The 18,897-nt window shown below is 63.9% G+C and carries 18 protein-coding genes; 7 read left to right on the top strand and 11 right to left on the bottom strand.

Features of this window, described 5'->3' with window-relative positions; genetic code table 11:
* Positions 1–86: 86 nt before the first annotated feature.
* The gene (locus ACTUWL_RS17000; RefSeq protein WP_021078855.1) at positions 87–1,616 is read left to right on the top strand and encodes a malonate--CoA ligase; all 1,530 of its coding nucleotides are present in this window, start codon (positions 87–89) and stop codon (positions 1,614–1,616) included.
* Between the two features lie 26 nt (positions 1,617–1,642).
* Positions 1,643–2,140 (top strand): hypothetical protein, encoded by a 498-nt coding sequence (locus tag ACTUWL_RS16995; RefSeq protein ID WP_021078856.1) that lies wholly within the window; start codon positions 1,643–1,645, stop codon positions 2,138–2,140.
* Between the two features lie 6 nt (positions 2,141–2,146).
* Here the strand turns inward: ACTUWL_RS16995 and ACTUWL_RS16990 are convergent, their stop codons facing one another.
* Complete coding sequence (locus tag ACTUWL_RS16990; RefSeq protein WP_035651319.1) at positions 2,147–3,007, bottom strand: sulfite exporter TauE/SafE family protein; 861 nt, start codon at positions 3,005–3,007, stop codon at positions 2,147–2,149.
* Positions 3,008–3,698: 691 nt separating this feature from the next.
* Here ACTUWL_RS16990 and sdhC point away from each other — a divergent pair.
* From sdhC to ACTUWL_RS16970, 4 genes are read left to right on the top strand one after another with little or no spacing between them, the layout of a single operon-like run.
* The gene (gene sdhC, locus ACTUWL_RS16985) at positions 3,699–4,097 is read left to right on the top strand and encodes a succinate dehydrogenase, cytochrome b556 subunit (protein ID WP_035651297.1); all 399 of its coding nucleotides are present in this window, start codon (positions 3,699–3,701) and stop codon (positions 4,095–4,097) included.
* A gap of 14 nt (positions 4,098–4,111) precedes the next feature.
* Entirely contained in the window at positions 4,112–4,486 is a 375-nt protein-coding gene (sdhD, locus tag ACTUWL_RS16980) for a succinate dehydrogenase, hydrophobic membrane anchor protein (RefSeq protein ID WP_094194339.1), read from the top strand.
* A gap of 3 nt (positions 4,487–4,489) precedes the next feature.
* Positions 4,490–6,328 (top strand): succinate dehydrogenase flavoprotein subunit, encoded by a 1,839-nt coding sequence (gene sdhA, locus ACTUWL_RS16975; protein ID WP_021078860.1) that lies wholly within the window; start codon positions 4,490–4,492, stop codon positions 6,326–6,328.
* An 18-nt stretch (positions 6,329–6,346) separates the two neighbouring features.
* Entirely contained in the window at positions 6,347–7,132 is a 786-nt protein-coding gene (locus tag ACTUWL_RS16970) for a succinate dehydrogenase iron-sulfur subunit (protein WP_021078861.1), read from the top strand.
* 193 nt (positions 7,133–7,325) lie between these two features.
* On the opposite strand, the gene ACTUWL_RS16965 is transcribed toward ACTUWL_RS16970, so the two are convergent.
* The 9 genes from ACTUWL_RS16965 to ACTUWL_RS16925 form a co-directional block, all read right to left on the bottom strand.
* Complete coding sequence (locus ACTUWL_RS16965; protein ID WP_146160374.1) at positions 7,326–9,029, bottom strand: sensor histidine kinase; 1,704 nt, start codon at positions 9,027–9,029, stop codon at positions 7,326–7,328.
* A gap of 55 nt (positions 9,030–9,084) precedes the next feature.
* Positions 9,085–9,342, bottom strand: a complete 258-nt coding sequence (locus ACTUWL_RS16960; RefSeq protein WP_021078863.1) for a GlsB/YeaQ/YmgE family stress response membrane protein — start codon at positions 9,340–9,342, stop codon at positions 9,085–9,087.
* 84 nt (positions 9,343–9,426) lie between these two features.
* Positions 9,427–9,921, bottom strand: coding sequence for a hypothetical protein (locus tag ACTUWL_RS16955; RefSeq protein WP_203368942.1), 495 nt, complete (start codon positions 9,919–9,921; stop codon positions 9,427–9,429).
* 426 nt (positions 9,922–10,347) lie between these two features.
* Entirely contained in the window at positions 10,348–10,674 is a 327-nt protein-coding gene (locus ACTUWL_RS16950; protein WP_021078865.1) for a CsbD family protein, read from the bottom strand.
* Positions 10,675–10,742: 68 nt separating this feature from the next.
* Entirely contained in the window at positions 10,743–10,925 is a 183-nt protein-coding gene (locus ACTUWL_RS16945) for a CsbD family protein (protein ID WP_021078866.1), read from the bottom strand.
* 123 nt (positions 10,926–11,048) lie between these two features.
* Positions 11,049–12,506 (bottom strand): helix-turn-helix transcriptional regulator, encoded by a 1,458-nt coding sequence (locus tag ACTUWL_RS16940; protein WP_021078867.1) that lies wholly within the window; start codon positions 12,504–12,506, stop codon positions 11,049–11,051.
* A gap of 405 nt (positions 12,507–12,911) precedes the next feature.
* Positions 12,912–13,580 (bottom strand): NAD(P)-dependent oxidoreductase, encoded by a 669-nt coding sequence (locus ACTUWL_RS16935; RefSeq protein ID WP_021078869.1) that lies wholly within the window; start codon positions 13,578–13,580, stop codon positions 12,912–12,914.
* Between the two features lie 70 nt (positions 13,581–13,650).
* A complete protein-coding gene (locus ACTUWL_RS16930; RefSeq protein ID WP_021078870.1) occupies positions 13,651–14,124 on the bottom strand; it encodes an AtaL-like protein in 474 nt (157 codons plus the stop codon).
* Positions 14,125–14,167: 43 nt separating this feature from the next.
* Positions 14,168–15,037 (bottom strand): SDR family oxidoreductase, encoded by an 870-nt coding sequence (locus tag ACTUWL_RS16925; protein ID WP_021078871.1) that lies wholly within the window; start codon positions 15,035–15,037, stop codon positions 14,168–14,170.
* 106 nt (positions 15,038–15,143) lie between these two features.
* On the opposite strand from ACTUWL_RS16925, the gene ACTUWL_RS16920 reads away from it, so the two are divergent.
* Positions 15,144–16,034, top strand: coding sequence for a LysR family transcriptional regulator (locus ACTUWL_RS16920; protein WP_021078872.1), 891 nt, complete (start codon positions 15,144–15,146; stop codon positions 16,032–16,034).
* Positions 16,035–16,046: 12 nt separating this feature from the next.
* Here ACTUWL_RS16920 and ACTUWL_RS16915 read toward each other — a convergent pair whose 3' ends face one another.
* Positions 16,047–18,797 carry a bifunctional acetate--CoA ligase family protein/GNAT family N-acetyltransferase gene (locus ACTUWL_RS16915; RefSeq protein ID WP_021078873.1) on the bottom strand — a complete coding sequence of 917 codons (2,751 nt, stop codon included), beginning with the start codon at positions 18,795–18,797 and terminating at the stop codon, positions 16,047–16,049.
* Positions 18,798–18,897: the final 100 nt, after the last annotated feature.

The following is an 18,897-nucleotide window of genomic DNA, read 5'->3' as shown; positions in this document are numbered from 1 at the left end:
CAAACTGTCTCCGTTGCTTTCCGAAGGGCGTTTTTGCTAATCCAGCCGGAGTTTTACCGGCGCTTTCGCCCCTCAGGGGATGTTGCATGAACACGACCACCAACGCCAATCTGTTTTCCCGCCTGTTCGACGGCCTCGACGATCCCAACCGGCTCGCGATCGAGCAGCTCGACGGCAGCCGCATCACCTATGGCGATCTGATCGCGCGCGCGGGCCAGATGGCGAACGTGCTGGTCGAGCGCGGCGTCAAGCCGGGCGACCGGGTCGCGGCACAGACCGAGAAGTCGGTTTCGGCGCTGGTGCTGTATCTCGCCACGGTGCGCGCCGGCGGCGTCTATCTGCCGCTCAATACCGCCTATACGCTGAACGAGCTCGAATACTTCATCTCTGACGCCGAGCCGGCGCTGGTGGTCTGCGATCCCGCCAAGCTCGAGGGCATCAAGGCGATCGCCGCCAAGGTCGGCGCGAAGGTCGAAACGCTCGATCCAACCGGCAAGGGCTCGCTGACCGAGGCCGCCGACAAGGCGCCGAAGGACTTCGCCACGGTGCCGCGCGAAAACAACGACCTCGCGGCGATCCTCTACACCTCCGGCACCACCGGCCGCTCCAAGGGCGCGATGCTGTCGCACGACAATCTCGCCTCGAACTCCTATTCGCTGGTCGACTACTGGCGCTTCACCGACAAGGACGTGCTGATCCACGCGCTGCCGATCTATCACACCCACGGCCTGTTCGTGGCGAGCAACGTGACGCTGTTCGCACGCGCCTCGATGATCTTCCTGCCGAAGTTCGATCCGGATGCGATCCTCAAGCTGATGGCCCGCGCCACCGTGATGATGGGCGTGCCGACCTTCTACACCCGCCTGCTGCAGAACCCCGGCCTGAACAAGGACGTCACCAGGCACATGCGACTGTTCATCTCGGGCTCCGCGCCGCTGCTCGCCGACACCCATCGCGAGTGGTCCGCCCGCACTGGCCACGCCGTGCTGGAACGCTACGGCATGACCGAGACCAACATGAACACCAGCAACCCCTATGACGGCGACCGCGTGCCCGGCGCGGTCGGGTTCGCGCTGCCCGGCGTGACGGTGCGGGTCACCGATCCCGAGACCGGCACGGAGCTTCCGCGGGAGACCATCGGCATGATCGAGGTCAAGGGCCCGAACGTGTTCCAAGGCTACTGGCGGATGCCGGAGAAGACCAAGGCCGAATTCCGCGCCGACGGCTTCTTCATCACCGGCGACCTCGGCAAGATCGACGACAAGGGCTATGTCCACATCCTCGGCCGCGGCAAGGATCTCGTGATCTCCGGCGGCTTCAACGCCTACCCGAAGGAGATCGAGAGCGAGATCGACGCCATGCCGGGCGTGATCGAGTCGGCCGTGATCGGCGTGCCGCATGCCGATTTCGGCGAAGGCGTCACCGCCGTCCTGGTGTGCAGCAAGGGCGCCGATGTCAGCGAGGCCTCGGTGCTGAAGGCGCTCGACGGCCGGATCGCCAAATTCAAGATGCCCAAGCGCGTCTTCGTGGTCGACGAATTGCCGCGCAACGCGATGGGCAAGGTGCAGAAGAATATTCTGCGGGACACGTATAAGGATATCTATTCGAAGGCCTGAGGAAAGCGGAATTTCGCGAGGGAAGGATGAACCGCGAATATGCCGAGAAGATCTGTCTGCAGATCTTCGATGCTTTGGACGCAATGTACGAGGCTGAAAGGAACATCGCAGGGCTTGGCAAGCAGGAACGGATTCGATTCGATGATTCGGTTCAGGCGATCATTGCGGACCTTGAGGACAAGCTTCTCTTTCCGATTTGCGAGCAGTATCCGGATTTGCTTCCACCCACGGAGGAACAGAGGCCAAGCATACTTTGCAGCGAATTAACATGGAGCGAGGTGAATCTTCCGTCTTCGGTGACCGAAGATCAGCTTGACGAAGTCATCATGTCGCTTTTGAAGCCGCGGTGGCGGAAGGTCCTGTGGTTCGTGACCATTGCAGAAGAACGCTACAAGGAACTTGGCTGGGCTATCAGTCATGAAGCGACCGCCGCGCGCTTGAAGGTGCTCTCCGATATGGATCGTATCGAAGGGATCGGCGATATGCGGTACTGGGGCAATAGCGAGGTCCGGTTGAAGGACTGAGTGCGGTTAGTGTCCGCCCAGCAGGCTGATCACGAACCGTCCGCCGACGATGAAGAGATAGGCCCCGAACGCCACCTCGAGCGCGCGCTTCGACAGCGCGTGCGCGACCTTGACGCCGAGCGGCGCGGTGACGAGCGTGGTCGGCATCACCAAGAGCGCACCGATCAGCGAGACGTAGCCGAGCGCGAACGGCAGTTGCAGCGCGGCGACGTCGGGAAAGCGCGCGGCGGCGGGCCAGCCGGCATAGACGTAACCGAGCGCGCCGGGGATCGAGATCAGCACCGCGAGCGCGGACGATGTCGCGACCGCCTGGTGGATCGGCCGGCCATAGAACGTCATCAGCAGATTGGCGAACAGGCCGCCGCCGATGCCCATCAGCGTCGACAGCAGGCCGACGAAGAAACCATAGACGCGCATCAGAAAACCCTTCGGCACGTCGTCGCCGAACTTCCAGGTCTCGCGCGCCAACAGCAGCCGCGCCGCCGCCGACCAGGCCACCATCACGAACACGATCTTGAACAGCCGCTCCGGCGCGAAGCGCGCGGTGACGCTGCCGGCGGCGACGCCGATCATGATCGGCAGCCACCAGCGCTTCAGGATCTCCATGTCCACCGCGCCGCGGCGATAATGGGCGCGAAACGAGCTCAGCGAGGTTGGAATGATGATGGCGAGTGAGGTGCCGATGCACAGCGGCATCCGTACCTCGAGCGGGACGCCGGCAAGGCGAAAGCATTCGTAGAACACCGGCACCAGGATCGCGCCGCCGCCGATGCCGAACAGGCCGGCGAGAAAGCCGGACAACGCGCCGACCGCGATCAGCAGCAGTGCGAGTTCGAGTAGTTCTCTTGGATCGAGGCCGGCCATCATCTTTTTCTTGCGCATCAGGCTGCGTGTTGCCGGAGCAGGTGCTTCGGCGGCGTCTCGCGACGGTCCATCGCGAGCAATAGCCGCTTTTCAGATTCAGGAGTATCAGCGCCGCCACGCGGGTGCTCATGCGGAATCTCGGGTGGCGCCTTGTCGAACGGCATCAGGGCGAATCGCAACTTCCGCATATCCGGTCGGCTCTGGGTGAATGGCCCCGACGCTCTGATTGGTGCGGTGCGGTATGACGCTGGCATCGTGCACGTGGCGGTTCGGCGCATGCAGTCCTGCGGTCGCCAGCGCAAACTTGCAGCGCCTCTTATCCGGCCGCGAATGGCGCCGAAACAGGCGGGTCAGATGCCTCAGCCGTCATGGCTTCGATCACCTAAGATCAGGGCATTTGTCGATTATCCGGCGGAACAATGGGGCAGGATCGACGCCTTCCGGACCCCGTCAACGGTCAGCTGAGCGGGCTCCTTAGGATGTTCGAACAGAGATTCACTTCTTTGTTCACCTCGCCTTGCATTTAGTATACCACGCTGCGGATCAACCAGAATTCGGCAAGTCTAACAATGAACTTCGGTTCGAGCGAAGGCTAATTGGCCGTTGCGCGGGGTGATCCTAGTCCGTAAATAGAACTCCTCTACCGCGTTCCCCGATGGGCCGGCCGCGGTCCCTCGCAACATAAAGCCCGCCGATGACCGCCAGGATCGAACGACCGCTTTCACCCCATTTGCAGACCTACCGGTGGACGCTGACGATGGCGCTGTCCATCGTTCACCGTGCCACAGGTGTGGCACTCTATTTCGGCACCCTGCTGCTCGCCTGGTGGCTGATCGCCGCCGCCTCCGGCCCGACTGCCTACGCCAACGTTCAGGCCTTCACCGGCAGCGCGATCGGCAAGCTGATCGTGTTCGGATACACATGGGCGCTGATGCACCATCTGTGCAGCGGCATCCGGCATTTCGTCTGGGACCTCGGCTACGGCTTCAAGGCCAATGAGCGCGAAGCCCTCACCTGGGGCGCGCTGGTCGCCGGCATCTCGCTGACCGTGCTGGTCTGGATCGTTGCCTACGCGGTTGGAGGTGGACGATGAGCGGCCCTTCCTCGATGCGCACGCCGCTGGAACGCGTCCGCGGCCTTGGCTCCGCGCATACCGGCACCTCCGATTTCTGGCGTCAACGCCTCACCGCAGTTGCGATGACGCTGCTGATCGTCCCCGTGATCGTCGTGGTGATCATGCTGATCGGCCGCAACCATGCCGGCGCAGCGCAGATCCTCGGCTCGATCCCGATCGCCATCATCCTGCTGCTCTTCATCGTCGCCAGCACCTGGCACATGAAGATCGGCATGCAGGTCGTGATCGAAGACTACATCCACAATGAGAAGCTGAAGATCGCCAGCGTGATGGCGAACAACTTCTTCTGCGTCGCGGTCGCATTGGCCTCGATCTACGCAATCCTCAAATTGTCGTCGGGAGTTTGACCCATGGCCGGTGAAGGAAACGGCAAGGCCACCAATGGCGGCCCGGCCACCAACGGCAAGGCCTATCCGATCCAGGACCACACCTACGACGTCGTCGTGGTCGGCGCCGGCGGCGCGGGCCTGCGCGCCGTGGTCGGCTGCTCGGAAGCGGGCCTGCGCACCGCCTGCATCACCAAGGTGTTCCCGACCCGCTCGCACACCGTTGCGGCGCAGGGCGGCATCTCGGCCTCGCTCGGCAACATGCACCCGGACGATTGGCGCTGGCACATGTACGACACCGTGAAGGGGTCGGACTGGCTCGGCGACCAGGACGCCATCGAATACATGGTGCGCAACGCGCCCGACGCGGTCTATGAGCTCGAGCATTGGGGTGTTCCGTTCTCGCGCACCGAGGACGGCAAGATCTACCAGCGCCCGTTCGGCGGCATGACCATGGATTACGGCAAGGGCCAGGCGCAGCGCACCTGCGCCGCCGCCGACCGCACCGGCCACGCCATGCTGCACACGATGTACGGCCAGTCGCTGCGCCACGCGGCCGAGTTCTTCATCGAATTCTTCGCCATCGACCTGATCATGGACGACCAGGGCGTCTGTCGCGGCGTGATCGCGCTCAAGCTCGACGACGGCACGCTGCATCGCTTCCGCGCCCAGACCACGATCCTGGCGACCGGCGGCTACGGCCGCGCTTACGCTTCCTGCACCTCGGCGCACACCTGCACCGGCGACGGCGGCGGCATGGTGCTTCGCGCCGGCCTGCCGTTGCAGGACATGGAGTTCGTCCAGTTCCATCCGACCGGCATCTACGGCTCGGGCTGCCTGGTCACCGAGGGCGCCCGCGGCGAAGGCGGCTATCTCGTCAATTCCGAAGGCGAGCGCTTCATGGAGCGCTACGCGCCGTCGGCCAAGGACCTCGCCTCGCGCGACGTCGTCTCGCGCGCGATGACGATCGAGATCCGCGAAGGCCGCGGCGTCGGCAAGAAGAAGGATCACATCTTCCTGCACCTCGACCACCTCGATCCGAAGGTGCTGCACGAGCGGCTGCCGGGCATCTCGGAATCGGCGAAGATCTTCGCCAATGTCGACGTCACCCGCGAGCCGATCCCGATCGTGCCCACCGTGCACTACAACATGGGCGGCATCGCCACGAACTATCACGCCGAGGTGCTGACCAAGCGCAACGGCGACGACAATTCGGTGGTGCCGGGCCTGATGGCGATCGGCGAAGCGGCCTGCGTCTCGGTCCACGGCGCCAACCGCCTCGGCTCCAACTCGCTGATCGACCTCGTGGTGTTCGGCCGCGCCGCCGCCCTGCGGCTCGCCGACAAGCTGACTGCGAACGCCAAGCAGCCGGAGCTGCCGCAGGATTCGGCCGACCGCGCACTCGGCCGGCTCGATCACTTCCGCCACGCCTCCGGCGGCACGCCGACGGCGAAGCTGCGCGACAGCATGCAGCATGTGATGCAGAACAATTGCGCGGTGTTCCGCACCGGCGACGTGCTGCAGGAAGGCCAGAACCTGATCCACAAGGTCTATGGCGGCGTCAGCGACATCTCGGTCTCCGACCGTTCGCTGGTGTGGAATTCCGACCTGATCGAAACGCTGGAATTCGACAATCTGATCGTGCAGGCGGTCGTGACGATGGATTCGGCGGCCAACCGCACCGAAAGCCGTGGCGCGCATGCGCGCGAGGATTTCCCGGACCGCAACGACAAGGACTGGATGAAGCACACGCTGACCTGGATCGATCCGGCCGGCAAGACCGCGATCGAGTACCGTCCGGTGCACAGCTACACGATGACCAATGACGTGCAGTACATCCCGCCGAAGGCGCGGGTCTACTGAGAACGAAGGCGAGCAAGCATGGTTGAATTCGCACTTCCGAAGAATTCGAAGATTTCCGGCGGCAAGACCTGGCCGAAGCCGGCCGGCGCCACCGAGACCCGCGAATTCCGGGTGTATCGCTGGAACCCGGACGACGGCAAGAATCCGAGCGTCGACACCTATTATGTCGACACCAATGATTGCGGCCCGATGGTGCTGGACGGTCTGATCTGGATCAAGAACCACATCGATCCTACGCTGACCTTCCGCCGCTCCTGCCGTGAAGGCGTCTGCGGCTCCTGCGCGATGAACATCGACGGCCAGAACACGCTGGCCTGCACCAAGTCGATGCACGATGTCGGCGCCGGAGGCGCGGTGAAGGTCAATCCGCTGCCGCACCAGCCGGTGGTCAAGGACCTGGTCCCCGACCTCACCAATTTCTACGCCCAGTATGCCTCGATCGAGCCGTGGCTAAAGACCACGACGCCGACGCCGCAGAAGGAGTGGAGGCAGAGCCACGAGGACCGCGAAAAGCTCGACGGTCTCTACGAGTGCATCCTGTGCGCCTGCTGCTCGACCTCCTGCCCGAGCTACTGGTGGAACAGCGAACGCTTCCTCGGCCCCGCCGCGCTGCTGCAGGCGACGCGCTGGGTCACCGATTCCCGCGACGAAGCGACCGGCGAGCGGCTCGACAATCTCGAGGATCCGTTCCGTCTCTATCGCTGCCACACCATCATGAACTGCGCCAAGGCGTGCCCGAAGGGTCTCAACCCCTCGGAAGCGATCGCCGAACTCAAGTTCAAGATGGTCGAACGCCAGATCTGATTTGAGGCCGCCGGCGCTGGCGGCTTCTTCTTCATAGCATGCTCTCAAGCGCTGAACGACGTCGGCATCGATATCCGACGTCGGGCCGCCGTACGGCACGTGCGAAGCAGCGGGCCGCACCGTTTCTCTTGTGAGCAACCACGCCGGTGGTCGAGCGAGGCCTCACCTGATCCCCGTGGCGCGGTCGCCGGCATCAGGAACCGTCGTCAATTGCCGCAAGCGGAGCACGGAACTCAACCACCAGGCCGGACGGCTCATAGCGCTTTCTTGAGCGGCTTCCGCCGATAATGCCCATGTCGATGAGGCGAGAACCAAGTCCGATCTTGGTCGGCGCGACAACCGGCGGTCCGTCGTGCTCGGTCCATTTGACGATGAGACAATCCGGTTCGATCTCCCATGATAGCCGCACATAGCCGGTAGAGACCGAGAGGGCACCATGCTTGATTGCATTGGTCGCCAGTTCATGGAGCACGAGAGACGTTGACAGCGCAGCCTTCGCCGTCAGCCGCAAGCGGGGGCCATCGAGGTGAAACCGAGATGCCGCGCCGTGCAAGCCCAGTACGTTCGCGGCCAGTTGGCGTAGATCAGCAGCCGACCAGCTATGCTGGAGCAAGACGTCATGCGCACGTCCAAGCGCATCGATCCGCCGTTCGAAAGCTTCAACTGCTTCGTGGTCGGATGCGTTGCGGAGAGTCTGTCTCGCGATGGCCTGCACCAACGCCAAGGTGTTCTTGAGGCGATGGCCAAGTTCGTCGTTGAGAATTCTTTGCCGCTCCTCGATGTTCTTGCGTTCGGTGATGTCGCAAACTGTTCCGAGCACGCGGATGGTGACGCCATTCGCGTTGCGGACCAGCATCGCGCTGCGAGATATCCAGGCCACGTCGCCGGTCTGAGGCTTGCGGACGCGATACTCCGTGTACAACGCCATCTCGCCGCTCTCGCGGCTGCCCCGGTCGGAGATCAGATGCTCGTCGCCGGGATGGATCAGACGCTCGATGTCCGGCGCATTCACGGTAGGCATGATCGGCAATCCAAAGATAAGGCAAAACTGATCCGTCACCGTGAGCCGGTCGGTCGCGATATCAAGCTCAAAACTTCCAATTCGCCCGGCCGCCTGAGCCATGCGCAATCGCGTCTCGCTGGCCCTCAACAGAGCAGCTAACCGTTCGCTCTCCAGCGCACGCGCAGTCGAGGCCGCCGCCGCATCACGCTCTTCGAGAGCGGCATGTTCTGCCTTGATCATCGTACGCCGATACTCGAGCTGCGTCATGACTTGCCGAGCGAGGGCTTCGAGAGAGAATGTCTGCTGCTCCGTCAGCCCCCCTGGACGAGGCACGGTGTCGATAACGCAAAGCGTGCCGATCGCGATCCCCGACCGGGTCTTCAGCAGAGCTCCGGCATAGAAGCGAATAAACGGCGCGCCGGTGACCAAGGTATTGGTCCGAGTGCGAGGATCCAGGGACAGGTCTGGAATGATCAACGTATCCGCCTGCCGCAACGCATGAGCACACACCGATTGCTCGATTGGCGTCTCGCGGAGATCGAGCCCTGCCGCTGCCTTGAACCATTGTCGCTTCGAAGCGACCAGGCTCACCAAGGCGATGGGAGTGTTGCATATCTGGCGAGCCAGCAAGACGGCATCATCGAACCCGACCTCCGGCGAGGTGTCGAGGATGTCGTAGCCGTCGAGCGCTTCGAGCCGCTGCGACTCCGTGATGGGCGAGAGAAACACTGACATGCCTCGTCGGCGCAAAATCTGGATTGATGGCAAAACCGAGAACGAGGCTTTTGCCACCAAAAGGCGCGCCGTGTTGACGTCAAGGGCTAGTTTCAGACGTCCCGTCGCAAAGCGGCCGCAGGCATAAGACTGGGCCGTGCGGTAACCCTTGGCCAGCAAGCCGCTGAGCGCCCTCAGGCCGTCGATTGCTCGAGACCTGAGGGCGCACCCGAGATCAATAGGCGCGGCGGCTCGAGATCATGCCCCAAAAGAACAGGACGATGATAGCGCCGACGACCGAGCCGATCAGACCTGCTCCCTGGCCGGGGCCGTACCAGCCGAGCGCCTGACCCAGATAGTTTGCGACCACCGCGCCGACGATGCCGAGGATCGTGGTCATGATGAAGCCGCTCGGCTCGTTGGGACCCGGCATGATGAATTTGGCGATCAAGCCGGCAATGAAGCCGATGATGATGGTCCAGATGATACCCATAATGTCTGTTCTCTCCAAATTAGCCGCGAACGATCATCGTCCACGGACGGTCGGTTTGTCCGCTGCGGCAGTGCGCAAGCGGTGTCACCGCTTTGCCCATGCATCAGAGGTATCGTTTCGCGATCGTGCGCCACCGAAGCGGCCGGCAAGCGCGGCGGCGAGTGCGCCGAGCACAAGTGCAAAGAATGCAACTAGCGCACCGCGCGAAGCGACCCGGGCGGCAGTTTCGGCTGCTTGTGCGGCCTTGGCTTTGGCGTCTGCAACAGACTGCTCATATTTGCGCTGATAGTCCTGCACCTTCGCCTTGGCCTCGTCGGACGAGATACCCTGCGCCTGCGCCAGAGCCTGCGCGGCCTGCTCGACCGCCTGCTCCTGCTGGGCCTTGTCACCGATCAGAGCGGCACGCACGGCGTTCACCGCGGTGTCGCGAAGCTGGGCCGGATCCTGACCACCGGTCGATGCCCGGATCTGTCGCTCGATGTCCGGAAACAAGCTATCAACTGAATTCGGCACCGAGGCACTCGCGGTTTGCATGGCACCACCGACCATGTGCGCGGTACCGCCGAGCACATTGTTCATTGCGCCAAATACACCACCGAGCAGGCCCCCGATCGCGGAGCTAAGCAGGCAGATCATCACGAGTGTCGCAGCGGCCCATGAAATCAGACCATGATAGCCTGCCTTTGCGGCCATCGCGCTGCTGCACATGCGGCCCGCGATGTAGCCACCCGCGCAGGATGCCAGCAACCCAGAACCGATCCACCAGATCGCCGCTGCGAGTGACAGCGAACCGGCATCAGCTCCACCGGTCGAAGCTGAGGTGAGACTGGCAAGCCCGATCCCGACTCCCAGAACCGAAAGCGTGAGTTGCGTAACCAGAGCGGCCGCGACGCCTGCCAGGACAGCGCCCCAGGAGATCGTGGACGAAGCCCAAGCCAGGCGAGCGTTTGAGTCGACCGCCCGGGCCGGGCCGCCGTCATAATATATCGTCATGATACCCCCCGGTCAGCGACGGCTGATCAGAATGCCGGCGAGAAAGCCCACCGTGCCCGCAATCAGTACCGACGCCAATGGATAACTTCCGACAGCCTCGCCAACATCCCGAGAGCCGCGCCGCGCATAGCGACGACCTTCGTCGTACATCTGGCCTGCGAGATCACCGGCATCGCGCAAACCGTCCTTGGCCTGGCCGTAAAGGTTCTGTCCCTTGCCCTCGATCTGACGCGCAACGCCTTCCGCGCGGATATCCTGATTGCCGGTTACATGTCCGGCGGCTTCTTCCAGTTTCCCACCGAACTCCTTCGCTGCTCCCTTGATGCGGTCCGTATCCATCGTCATCACTCCTGTTGTCTAACCTGAATTGCTGGAACACCACGACGAGCACAGGCAACGCGGGCTCTTCACTTCTTGAGCAAATCGCGGGCAGCATCCTTTGCCTTGCCGACCTGAGCCTGCGCTTTGCCGGCCAGTTGCTCGGCCTTACCTTCGACCGTCAGCTTGTCGTTGCCGGTCACCTTGCCGACCGCTTCCTTGATGGAACCCTTGATCTGTTCGGCGGTGCCTTTGATGCGATTCTTGTCCATAATGAAGCCTTCTCCGTTGAGTTGTCGCGAGTGAACTCGTTCATCGCGGAGTAGGTGGGGAACACGGCTTCAAGCACAATGAACTGATTGCACCAGTTCGGTGGTGAATCCGTACTAGCATCTCTATTTTCTGGCGATGTAGCCGTTCTCGCGTCCCCAGATCACGGCGTCAGTCCGACGGTGAACGCCGAGCTTTCGATAGAGCGACGCCACGTGATTGCGCACCGTATTGGGCGAACGCCGAAGCCGCTTGCCAATCGCAGCGTCGCTGAGGCCTTGGGAGATCAGCACCAGCACCTCGCGTTCGCGCGCCGACAGCTGCTCCGCCGGCTTAGAATCTTCCGATCTGCCTGGCCGACGGAAAGCAGCGAGCTTCTCCAGAATGCCCTTGCTAAGCCATGAGGCATCGGTCATGACGGCCTCGATCGCCTGCACAAGCTCGCGCTCGGAGCGCTTCCGGTCCGTGATATCCAGAAACGTGGCGAGTGCGCAGATCTGGTCGCCTATTGTCACAGTCTCGGCAGAGACGACACAATCGAGTTCGTTGCCGTTCTTGCTGGCAAGACAGGCCTCCAACTTGGAAACGTGACCGGATTGCTCAATCTCACGTTCGAACTGACTTTGAGCTTCTGGCCGTGCCCAAAGCCGCATTTCACCGAGGCTTCGACCAATCAGTTCGGCGCTGGTGTGCCCGAACTGAGCGACAAATGCTTCGTTGACCATGAGGAACGTATGGCCATCCATCCTCAGCAGCGCCGTCGGCACCGGGGAGAGCTGAAACGACTTGGCAAACCGCTCTTCACTCTGGCGCAACGCGGACTCGGCCTTGGCACGCGCATCCAGGTCGGCGAACGTAAAGAGCATACAAGCGTCGTCGCCGATTTCGATTGGCTGGCCGGCCAGAATCACGAGTTTCGATCCACCCGAGCGCAGCGGAAGCTGCACCTCCGTTTGTGGAATCGTCCTGCCCTCGGCGAGGCGCTCCTGAATCGTCTCGGCTTTCTCGACCCCGTTCAGTAGGCCGACCTCCGCGAGCGAGCGGCCGAAAACGTCGTCGCGCGCATACCCCAACATATCCAGGAAACCCTGGTTGACCTTGACGAGGATTTGGTCCGCCAGCCGACAGATGAAGGCCGGGGCAGGATTGGCGTTGAAGGTACGCTCGAAGCGGGCCTCTGCGGCATAGCGCTCGGTCACATCGGCGATCACCAGCACCAGGCAATCGGGGTTTCCCTTGGTGTCAGTAATGACGAGACTTCGTATCTGATGCACCCACTCCGTATCGTTGCTGGCCCGAGGGGCGACGGCGACGACAACATCGACAAATGTCTCTCCTGCGACAACCCGTTCGGCAGGATATTTGCGTTTGCCAAGCAGGTGATTGTTGCGGTACCGCAGCACGAAGTTCTTGCGGTACTCGTCGACGGACGTCCCGAGCTGGGCGAGCTCTTCCACACCATGCATCTTCAGGGCGGATTCGTTCGCCCAGGTAATGGTCTGGTCCGGCTCGATAAGGATCACGCCTTCACTCAGGCCGGCAATGATTTTCTGAAGCTGCGAACGATCGATCGTATGCGTCAAGATCCGTTCTCGACAGTATGGTTGAACGACGGACCGACAATCACGACGCTTCACAGCGAACCAAGCATGCCCGCAAGCTCACCCCGTGTCGCCTTCCGGCGGAAACCCTTGGACCGCTAAGCGTTGCGACAACCCTCTCCAAGACGGTCCCAGGAATCGACTTTTGCAACAGGAGTCCCGGACCGTTTGTTGGACATCGATAGGCCTTGAGGCGTGATGTGGGGAAGACATTCGATCCCGTTACAATCTCGTTCGGTCGTTTTGGTTCCACCCTGCCCGAAGGGCCTCAATCCCTCCGAAGCGATCGCCGAGCTCAAGTTCAAGATGGTCGAACGCCAGATCTGATTGCCGGCGCCCGGCCGCAGCGGAAGCTGCGGCCGCATTTGCCTCGCGCGGCAGCCGACCTCACCACGTGATCAACGGAGCACGATGCAGCCACGCATCGTTGCCGACCTGATCGAGGACGAAGCTCGCGACGTCGGTGCGGGCGATCGTTCCGCCATGGAAGCCGGATAGGTCCGTGAGCGCGCGCACCGGCTGTCCGCCCGGCTTGTTGCTGAGAACGGACGGACGGACCAGCACCCAGTCCAGGCCGCTATCCCTGACGATCGCCTCCTGGCGATTCTTGTTCGCGTACACCTTGCGGAGCAGCAGCGGGTAGATGACGTTGTCGAACACGAATCCGCCATGTCCCCTGCTGTCGCCGGCGCCCATGCCGGTGATGCAGACGAGTCGCGAGACCCGTTCGGCCTTCATCGCGGCGACGAGCGCGCGCGTCGCGGTCGAGAGCAACGTGACTTCGCGGAACGGACTCGCCGGAGTACCGAGCGCGCTGATCACGGCGTCCTGGCCTTTCAGGGCCTGACGCAGGGCTCGCTCGTCGCGGGCATCGCCGGCGACGATTTTGACGCCTTCAAGATTGCCCGCCTTCTCGGGCGAGCGAGCAAGGACGGTGACGTCGTGTCCGCGCGCCAGGGCTTGCGCGACGATCGCGCGGCCCGTGCCGCCGGTCCCGCCGAGAACCAGTATCCGCGCCGCTGCCGGTCGGGTGGCGCTGCCTTGAGAATTGCTCATGAGAGTCTCCTTGAATGAAGCGGGAGGCCTCGTCAGGAGACCGTCCCATCGTTGCTGTTTCCGGTGATGTTCAGAGCTTGTCCTCCGCGAGCAGTTCGCGGATGCGCTTCAGCGTGGACAGCAGTGCCGCCTTGTAGCCCTTGTCGCTGTCGAACTGCCTCTGCTCGGCCTGCTCTTCGGAGCCATTCGGCTGCTTGCCGCGCAAGCCGGTGTAGCAATAGAACTTCAATTGCAGCGCACCGGCATCGTCGACGAAGAGTTCGTTGACGATGGCACCTTCGCGCGGACCAATGGCCTGGAAGAAGGTCACTTTGTTCTCCGGCTCGAAGGTAATGATCTCGCGGAGATCGTCGCCTGCGATGGCGGCTTCGCGCACGATGTGCGTCGCGCTCTCCTCCACGACTTCGCAGCGGGTGCAGAGATTCGGCGGCAGGAACTGCCTGGCATCGCGGGCCTTGAGAACGAGACCCTTCCAGGCTTGCGCGCGGGTCAGCGGTCTTTCGCCTTCCGGATTCACCGGGACGGTGGCGGTCGAGTAGATCATGGTCGTATTCCGTGGTCTGCGGGTTCGGGTGGGACCGCTGCGCTCAGGCAGCGGCCGTGATCTCGGCGACGAAGTCGCGGTAGGTGCGCAGCGGACGGCCGAGCAAGGTGGTCAGGCGCTCGACGTCGCCGGCACCGGGGAGCATTCCGTCGGTGAGGAAGCGCTCGCCCATCAGCCGCATGTCGAATGCCATCCAGCTCGGCATGAACTGCCGGAGGTTCTTCTCGAAGCCGGCGGTGTCGGCACCGGGATAGGCGATCGTGCGGCCCAACACCTCCGACCAGACGGCAGCGGCCTTGGCGCCGGTCAGCGTATCCGGACCGACCAGATTGATCCGGACCAGCGGCAGCGGCGTCGCGGAGGTTTCGCGGCGGACGAGTTCGATGGCGGCGATCTCGCCGATGTCGCGCGCGTCGATCATGGCGAGACCCTTGTCGCCGATCGGCATCGGATAGATGCCGTAGCCAGCCACCACGTCCTTGATCGTGTGCTCGTTGTTCATGAAGTAGGCGGGACGCAGGATGGTGGCCGCAAAGCCCATCGCCTCGATCATCCGCTCGACGCCGAACTTGCCGGCGAAGTGCGGCACGTTCACGTAGACGTCGCTGTGGATCACCGAGAGATAGACCAGCCGTTCGACGCCAGCCTCGCGCGCCAGGTTGAGCGCGATCAGCGCCTGGGTGAATTCGTCGGGCACCACGGCGTTGAGCAGGAACAGGGTCGAGACACCGGAGAATGCGCTGCGCAGCGAATCGACATCCAGCAGATCGCCCTTCACGGCGGTCACGCCTGCCGGGAAGTCGACCTTCGCCGGATCACGGACGAGGGCGCGGACCTCGGCGCCGCGCTTGACGAGCTGTTCGACGACGTTGCGGCCGACGGTGCCGGTGGCACCGGTAACGAGGATGGTCATTGGGATCACTCCGTTTTGGGATGGTTGGTAGACATCCCGAAACTAGTGATCCACTGATGGATCGATAGATGTTATATTTAGACAGCGTGTCCCATTGGTGGAACATATGGATCTACTTGCCCTCGCCGATTTCAACCTGGTCGCCCGCCATGGCGGGTTCGGCCGCGCCGCCCGGGCGTCCGGCCGCCCTAAGGCCACGCTCTCCCGCCGGGTTTCCGAGCTGGAGAGCGGCCTCGACTTGCGCCTGTTCGAGCGCGGCGCCCGCACGCTGAAACTCACCCAGGAGGGACGTGCGCTTTACGAACGGACCGGCGCGCTGCTCGCGGAGCTCGACGAGACGGCCGCTGCGATCTCATCCGGAGCCGACAAGCCGCGTGGCAGACTGCGGATCAGCGCGCCTCTCCTGTTCTCGCAGACCGCGATGGGGAAACTCGCCGCCGCATTCGCGCTGAAATATCCGGAGGTCCGGCTCGAGGTCACGACCGAGGACCGTTCGGTTGACATGATCGAGGAAGGCTACGACCTGGTGATCAGGGTCAACCCGGATCCTGACGAGACGCTGGTCGGTCGGGTCCTGATGCGCGACCGACTTGTGGTGGTGGCGAACCCGACCCTGCCTCGTCCGAAGGGCGATAATGCCGCACCGACCGTGGTGCGTGGCGCGAGCGATCAAGGCTCCGACTGGGACATGACGGCGCAGGGCCGGACCGATCGGATCAAGACCGATCCGGTGCTGCGCCTGTCCTCGCTCATCATGATCCGCGACGCGGTTCGCGCAGGCGTCGGGGCCGCGCGACTTCCCATTTCGCTTGTGAGCCGCGATCTGGCAGCCGGCAAGCTCGTCCATTGGGGCGATGTCGACGGACCCGACATCGTTCTCTGGGCGCTCTATCCGTCGCGGAGATTGCTCAGCGCGCGCGTAGCCGCCTTTCTCGATTGTCTCAAGGAAGCGTTTCCCTCCGGGACCCCCGAGGAACTTGCATCATTCATCGACTGAGCGGCGGCAGGTTCAACCACCAGCCGCCCCCGGCCGGATCAGGATATCGGCGCCGACCGCATCGATGCCCGGCTTGCGGAGGTCGAGCACGACGTCGACGATGCTGTGATCCTCCGGATCCATCGCCACGGTGAAGCCGAGATCGCGGCACATCCCGATCATCGTGGTGTTCTCGGTCAGCACCTGGCCGGACAGGCGCTTCAACCCTTCCGACCGCGCATAGTGGATCAGGAGCTGCATCAGCGCCCAGCCGAGCCCTTTGCCCTTGAGATCGGACTGCAGCAGGATCGCGTATTCGGCGTTCTCGTACAGCGAGTCCGAATGCAGCCGGACCGCGCCCATCATCTCGCCGGTGGTTGGATCGAGCGCCACGAATGCCATCGCGCGCGCATAGTCGAGCTGGGTGAGCCGCGCGATGAAGGCGTGCGAGAATTCCTTCATCGCATGGAAGAAGCGCAGCCTGAGGTCCTCGGCACTCACGCGCTTGAAGAAGCCATCGACCATCGGCTCGTCCTCCGGCCGCATCGGGCGCACGGTGACGCGCGAGCCGTCACGTAACGCGAGCTCGCCCTCCCATTGCGACGGATAGGGCCTGACCGCGAGCCGCGTGTGGCCGGCGAACAGCCGCGTGGGCTTGCGGATCGCGACCCGCGCATCGAGCGCGAGCACGCCGGTCTCGTCCGCCAGCATCGGATTGATATCGAGCCCGGCGACCTCGGGAATGTCGGCGGCCATCTGCGCGAGCTTGACCAAAGTGAGCGGTACCACATCGGCCGGGACCGCCGGGATATCGCCATAGCCGCCGAGCAGCCGCGAGACGCGGGTCCGTCCGACCAGCTCACGGGCGAGATTCATGTCGAGCGGCGGCAGCGCCAGCGCCTTGTCGTTGATCACCTCGACCGCGGGACCGCCGCGGCCGAACACGATCACCGGACCGAAGGTCGGATCGTCGGCGATACCGAGGATCAGTTCGCGCGCCGCGCGCCGCACGATCATCGGCTGGATCGTCACACCTCGCAGGATGGCGTCCGGCCGTGCGCTTCGTGCGCGGTCCATGACCGTCCTGGCGGCCTCGATGACGCTGTCTTTGGTCCGCAAATCGAGAATCACGCCGCCGACATCGGATGCGTGCCTGATGTCACGCGAGAACACCCTGACCACGATCGCATGCCCCTCGGCCAGGAACGGCGCCGCCTTCTCGGCAGCGTCCTCGGCACTGTCGGCGACGAGCGTCGTTACGATCGGAATGCGATAGGCCTCGAACAGGGCGACGATCTCGGCCGGGTCGAGCCATGCCCGTCCCTCGGACAACGCGTTCACGACCACGTGCCGTGCCGCCGCCGTCTCCGGCGTGAACACCGACGCGACGCCCGGCGGGGTCGCGGCGAGCGCGGTGGAGGCCTCGCGATAGCGCACCAGATACATGAAGGCGCGCACCGCATCGTCCTCGGTCGGGAAATGTGGAATCCGCGCCGCCTCGAAGATCGCGCCGGTGCGCTCGTCGGCGCCGACCCATGCCGCGAGCACCAGGGCGGCGACCGCGCTGCGCTTCGACCTGCGCTCACGCACGCATTGCGCCACCGCCTCGGCGATGCCCTCGGCCGGCGCCACCGCGGTTTCCACGTTCGCGACCAGCACCGCATCGCAATTGGCGTCATCGAGCAGCGCGTTGAGCGCCACCACGTAGCGGGCGGCATCGGCATCGCCGGCGATGTCGACGGGATTGGCGCATGACCAGCCCGACGGCAGCATCCTGTCGAGCCGCTCGATGGTCTCCGCCGTCAAGGTCGCGGGAACGCCGCCGAGCTCGGCCAGCCGGTCGGTCGCGAGGATGCCGAGCCCGCCGCCATTGGTCAGGATCGCCAGCCGGTTGCCGCGCGGCACGAAGCCGCGGCCGAGCAGCTTGGCGCAATCGAACAACTGGCGGAGGTCGTAGACGCGCAGCATGCCGGCGCGGCGGAACGCGGCGTCATAGACCGCGTCGGAGCCGGCCAGCGCCCCGGTATGGGTCGCAGCGGCGATTGCACCCTGCGCCATCCGGCCGGACTTGACGATGATGACCGGCTTCAGCCGCGCCGCGGCGCGCGCCGCCGACATGAACTTGCGCGCATCCTTGACCGCCTCGAGGTAGATCAGGATCGCGCTGGTGTGGTCGTCGAGCGCGAAATAATCCAAGAGGTCGGCGACGTCGACGTCGAGCTGGTCGCCGATCGAGGCAATGCCGGAGAAGCCGAGCCGCCGCTCCGCCGCCCACTCGATCATCGCCGATGCGACCGCGCCGGACTGCGAGATCAACGCGACATGTCCGTCGGACGGCTGGTGCGAGGCGAAACTCGCATTGAGCTTGGCGCGCGGCACCATGACGCCGAGGCAGTTCGGCCCGAACAGGCGCATGCCGTGCCGCCGCGCGGTCTGCCCCGCGATCTCCGCAAGCGAACCCGCGCCGTAGCCGAGACCAGCCGACAGGATCGCCGCGCCGGCAACGCCGGCCAAGCCCGCCTCCGCCACGATCTCCGGAACCGCCGCCGCCGGCGCGCTGATAACGACAAGATCCGGAACGAATGGCAGCGATTTCAGGTCCGGAACGGTCGGCACGCCGTCGACATCGGCATACTGCCGGTTGACGACGCCGACCTTGCCGGCAAAGCCGCTCGCTTTGATGTTTCGCAGCACCGCCGCTCCGAGCGACGACGGCCGCGGGCTGCCGCCGACCACCGCGATGCTTCGAGGCGAAAAGAGCCGCTCCAGGCCGTAGGTCGACATTGCGTGATCTCGCAGGGAACCCGTGGACGCGCGTGAGGCGCCCCCGGATGAACTCTACTTCGTCGCTCGGCCTGTTGCACGCATCGCTGCCGCAACGGCC

Source organism: Bradyrhizobium sp. WCU1, assembly GCF_053474805.1.
Note: the sequence above shows the minus strand (reverse complement) of the source record. Positions and strands in the feature narration are given on the sequence as shown.

Bases quoted from the DNA above. Each gene is read 5' to 3' on its own strand.
- ACTUWL_RS17000 (WP_021078855.1), top strand. From the start codon at position 87: ATGAACACGACCACCAACGCCAATCTGTTTTCCCGCCTGTTCGACGGC.
- ACTUWL_RS16995 (WP_021078856.1), top strand. From the start codon at position 1,643: ATGAACCGCGAATATGCCGAGAAGATCTGTCTGCAGATCTTCGATGCT.
- ACTUWL_RS16990 (WP_035651319.1), bottom strand. From the start codon at position 3,007: ATGATGGCCGGCCTCGATCCAAGAGAACTACTCGAACTCGCACTGCTG.
- sdhC (WP_035651297.1), top strand. From the start codon at position 3,699: ATGACCGCCAGGATCGAACGACCGCTTTCACCCCATTTGCAGACCTAC.
- sdhD (WP_094194339.1), top strand. From the start codon at position 4,112: ATGCGCACGCCGCTGGAACGCGTCCGCGGCCTTGGCTCCGCGCATACC.
- sdhA (WP_021078860.1), top strand. From the start codon at position 4,490: ATGGCCGGTGAAGGAAACGGCAAGGCCACCAATGGCGGCCCGGCCACC.
- ACTUWL_RS16970 (WP_021078861.1), top strand. From the start codon at position 6,347: ATGGTTGAATTCGCACTTCCGAAGAATTCGAAGATTTCCGGCGGCAAG.
- ACTUWL_RS16960 (WP_021078863.1), bottom strand. From the start codon at position 9,342: ATGGGTATCATCTGGACCATCATCATCGGCTTCATTGCCGGCTTGATC.
- ACTUWL_RS16955 (WP_203368942.1), bottom strand. From the start codon at position 9,921: ATGAACAATGTGCTCGGCGGTACCGCGCACATGGTCGGTGGTGCCATG.
- ACTUWL_RS16950 (WP_021078865.1), bottom strand. From the start codon at position 10,674: ATGGATACGGACCGCATCAAGGGAGCAGCGAAGGAGTTCGGTGGGAAA.
- ACTUWL_RS16945 (WP_021078866.1), bottom strand. From the start codon at position 10,925: ATGGACAAGAATCGCATCAAAGGCACCGCCGAACAGATCAAGGGTTCC.
- ACTUWL_RS16935 (WP_021078869.1), bottom strand. From the start codon at position 13,580: ATGAGCAATTCTCAAGGCAGCGCCACCCGACCGGCAGCGGCGCGGATA.
- ACTUWL_RS16930 (WP_021078870.1), bottom strand. From the start codon at position 14,124: ATGATCTACTCGACCGCCACCGTCCCGGTGAATCCGGAAGGCGAAAGA.
- ACTUWL_RS16925 (WP_021078871.1), bottom strand. From the start codon at position 15,037: ATGACCATCCTCGTTACCGGTGCCACCGGCACCGTCGGCCGCAACGTC.
- ACTUWL_RS16920 (WP_021078872.1), top strand. From the start codon at position 15,144: ATGGATCTACTTGCCCTCGCCGATTTCAACCTGGTCGCCCGCCATGGC.
- ACTUWL_RS16915 (WP_021078873.1), bottom strand. From the start codon at position 18,797: ATGTCGACCTACGGCCTGGAGCGGCTCTTTTCGCCTCGAAGCATCGCG.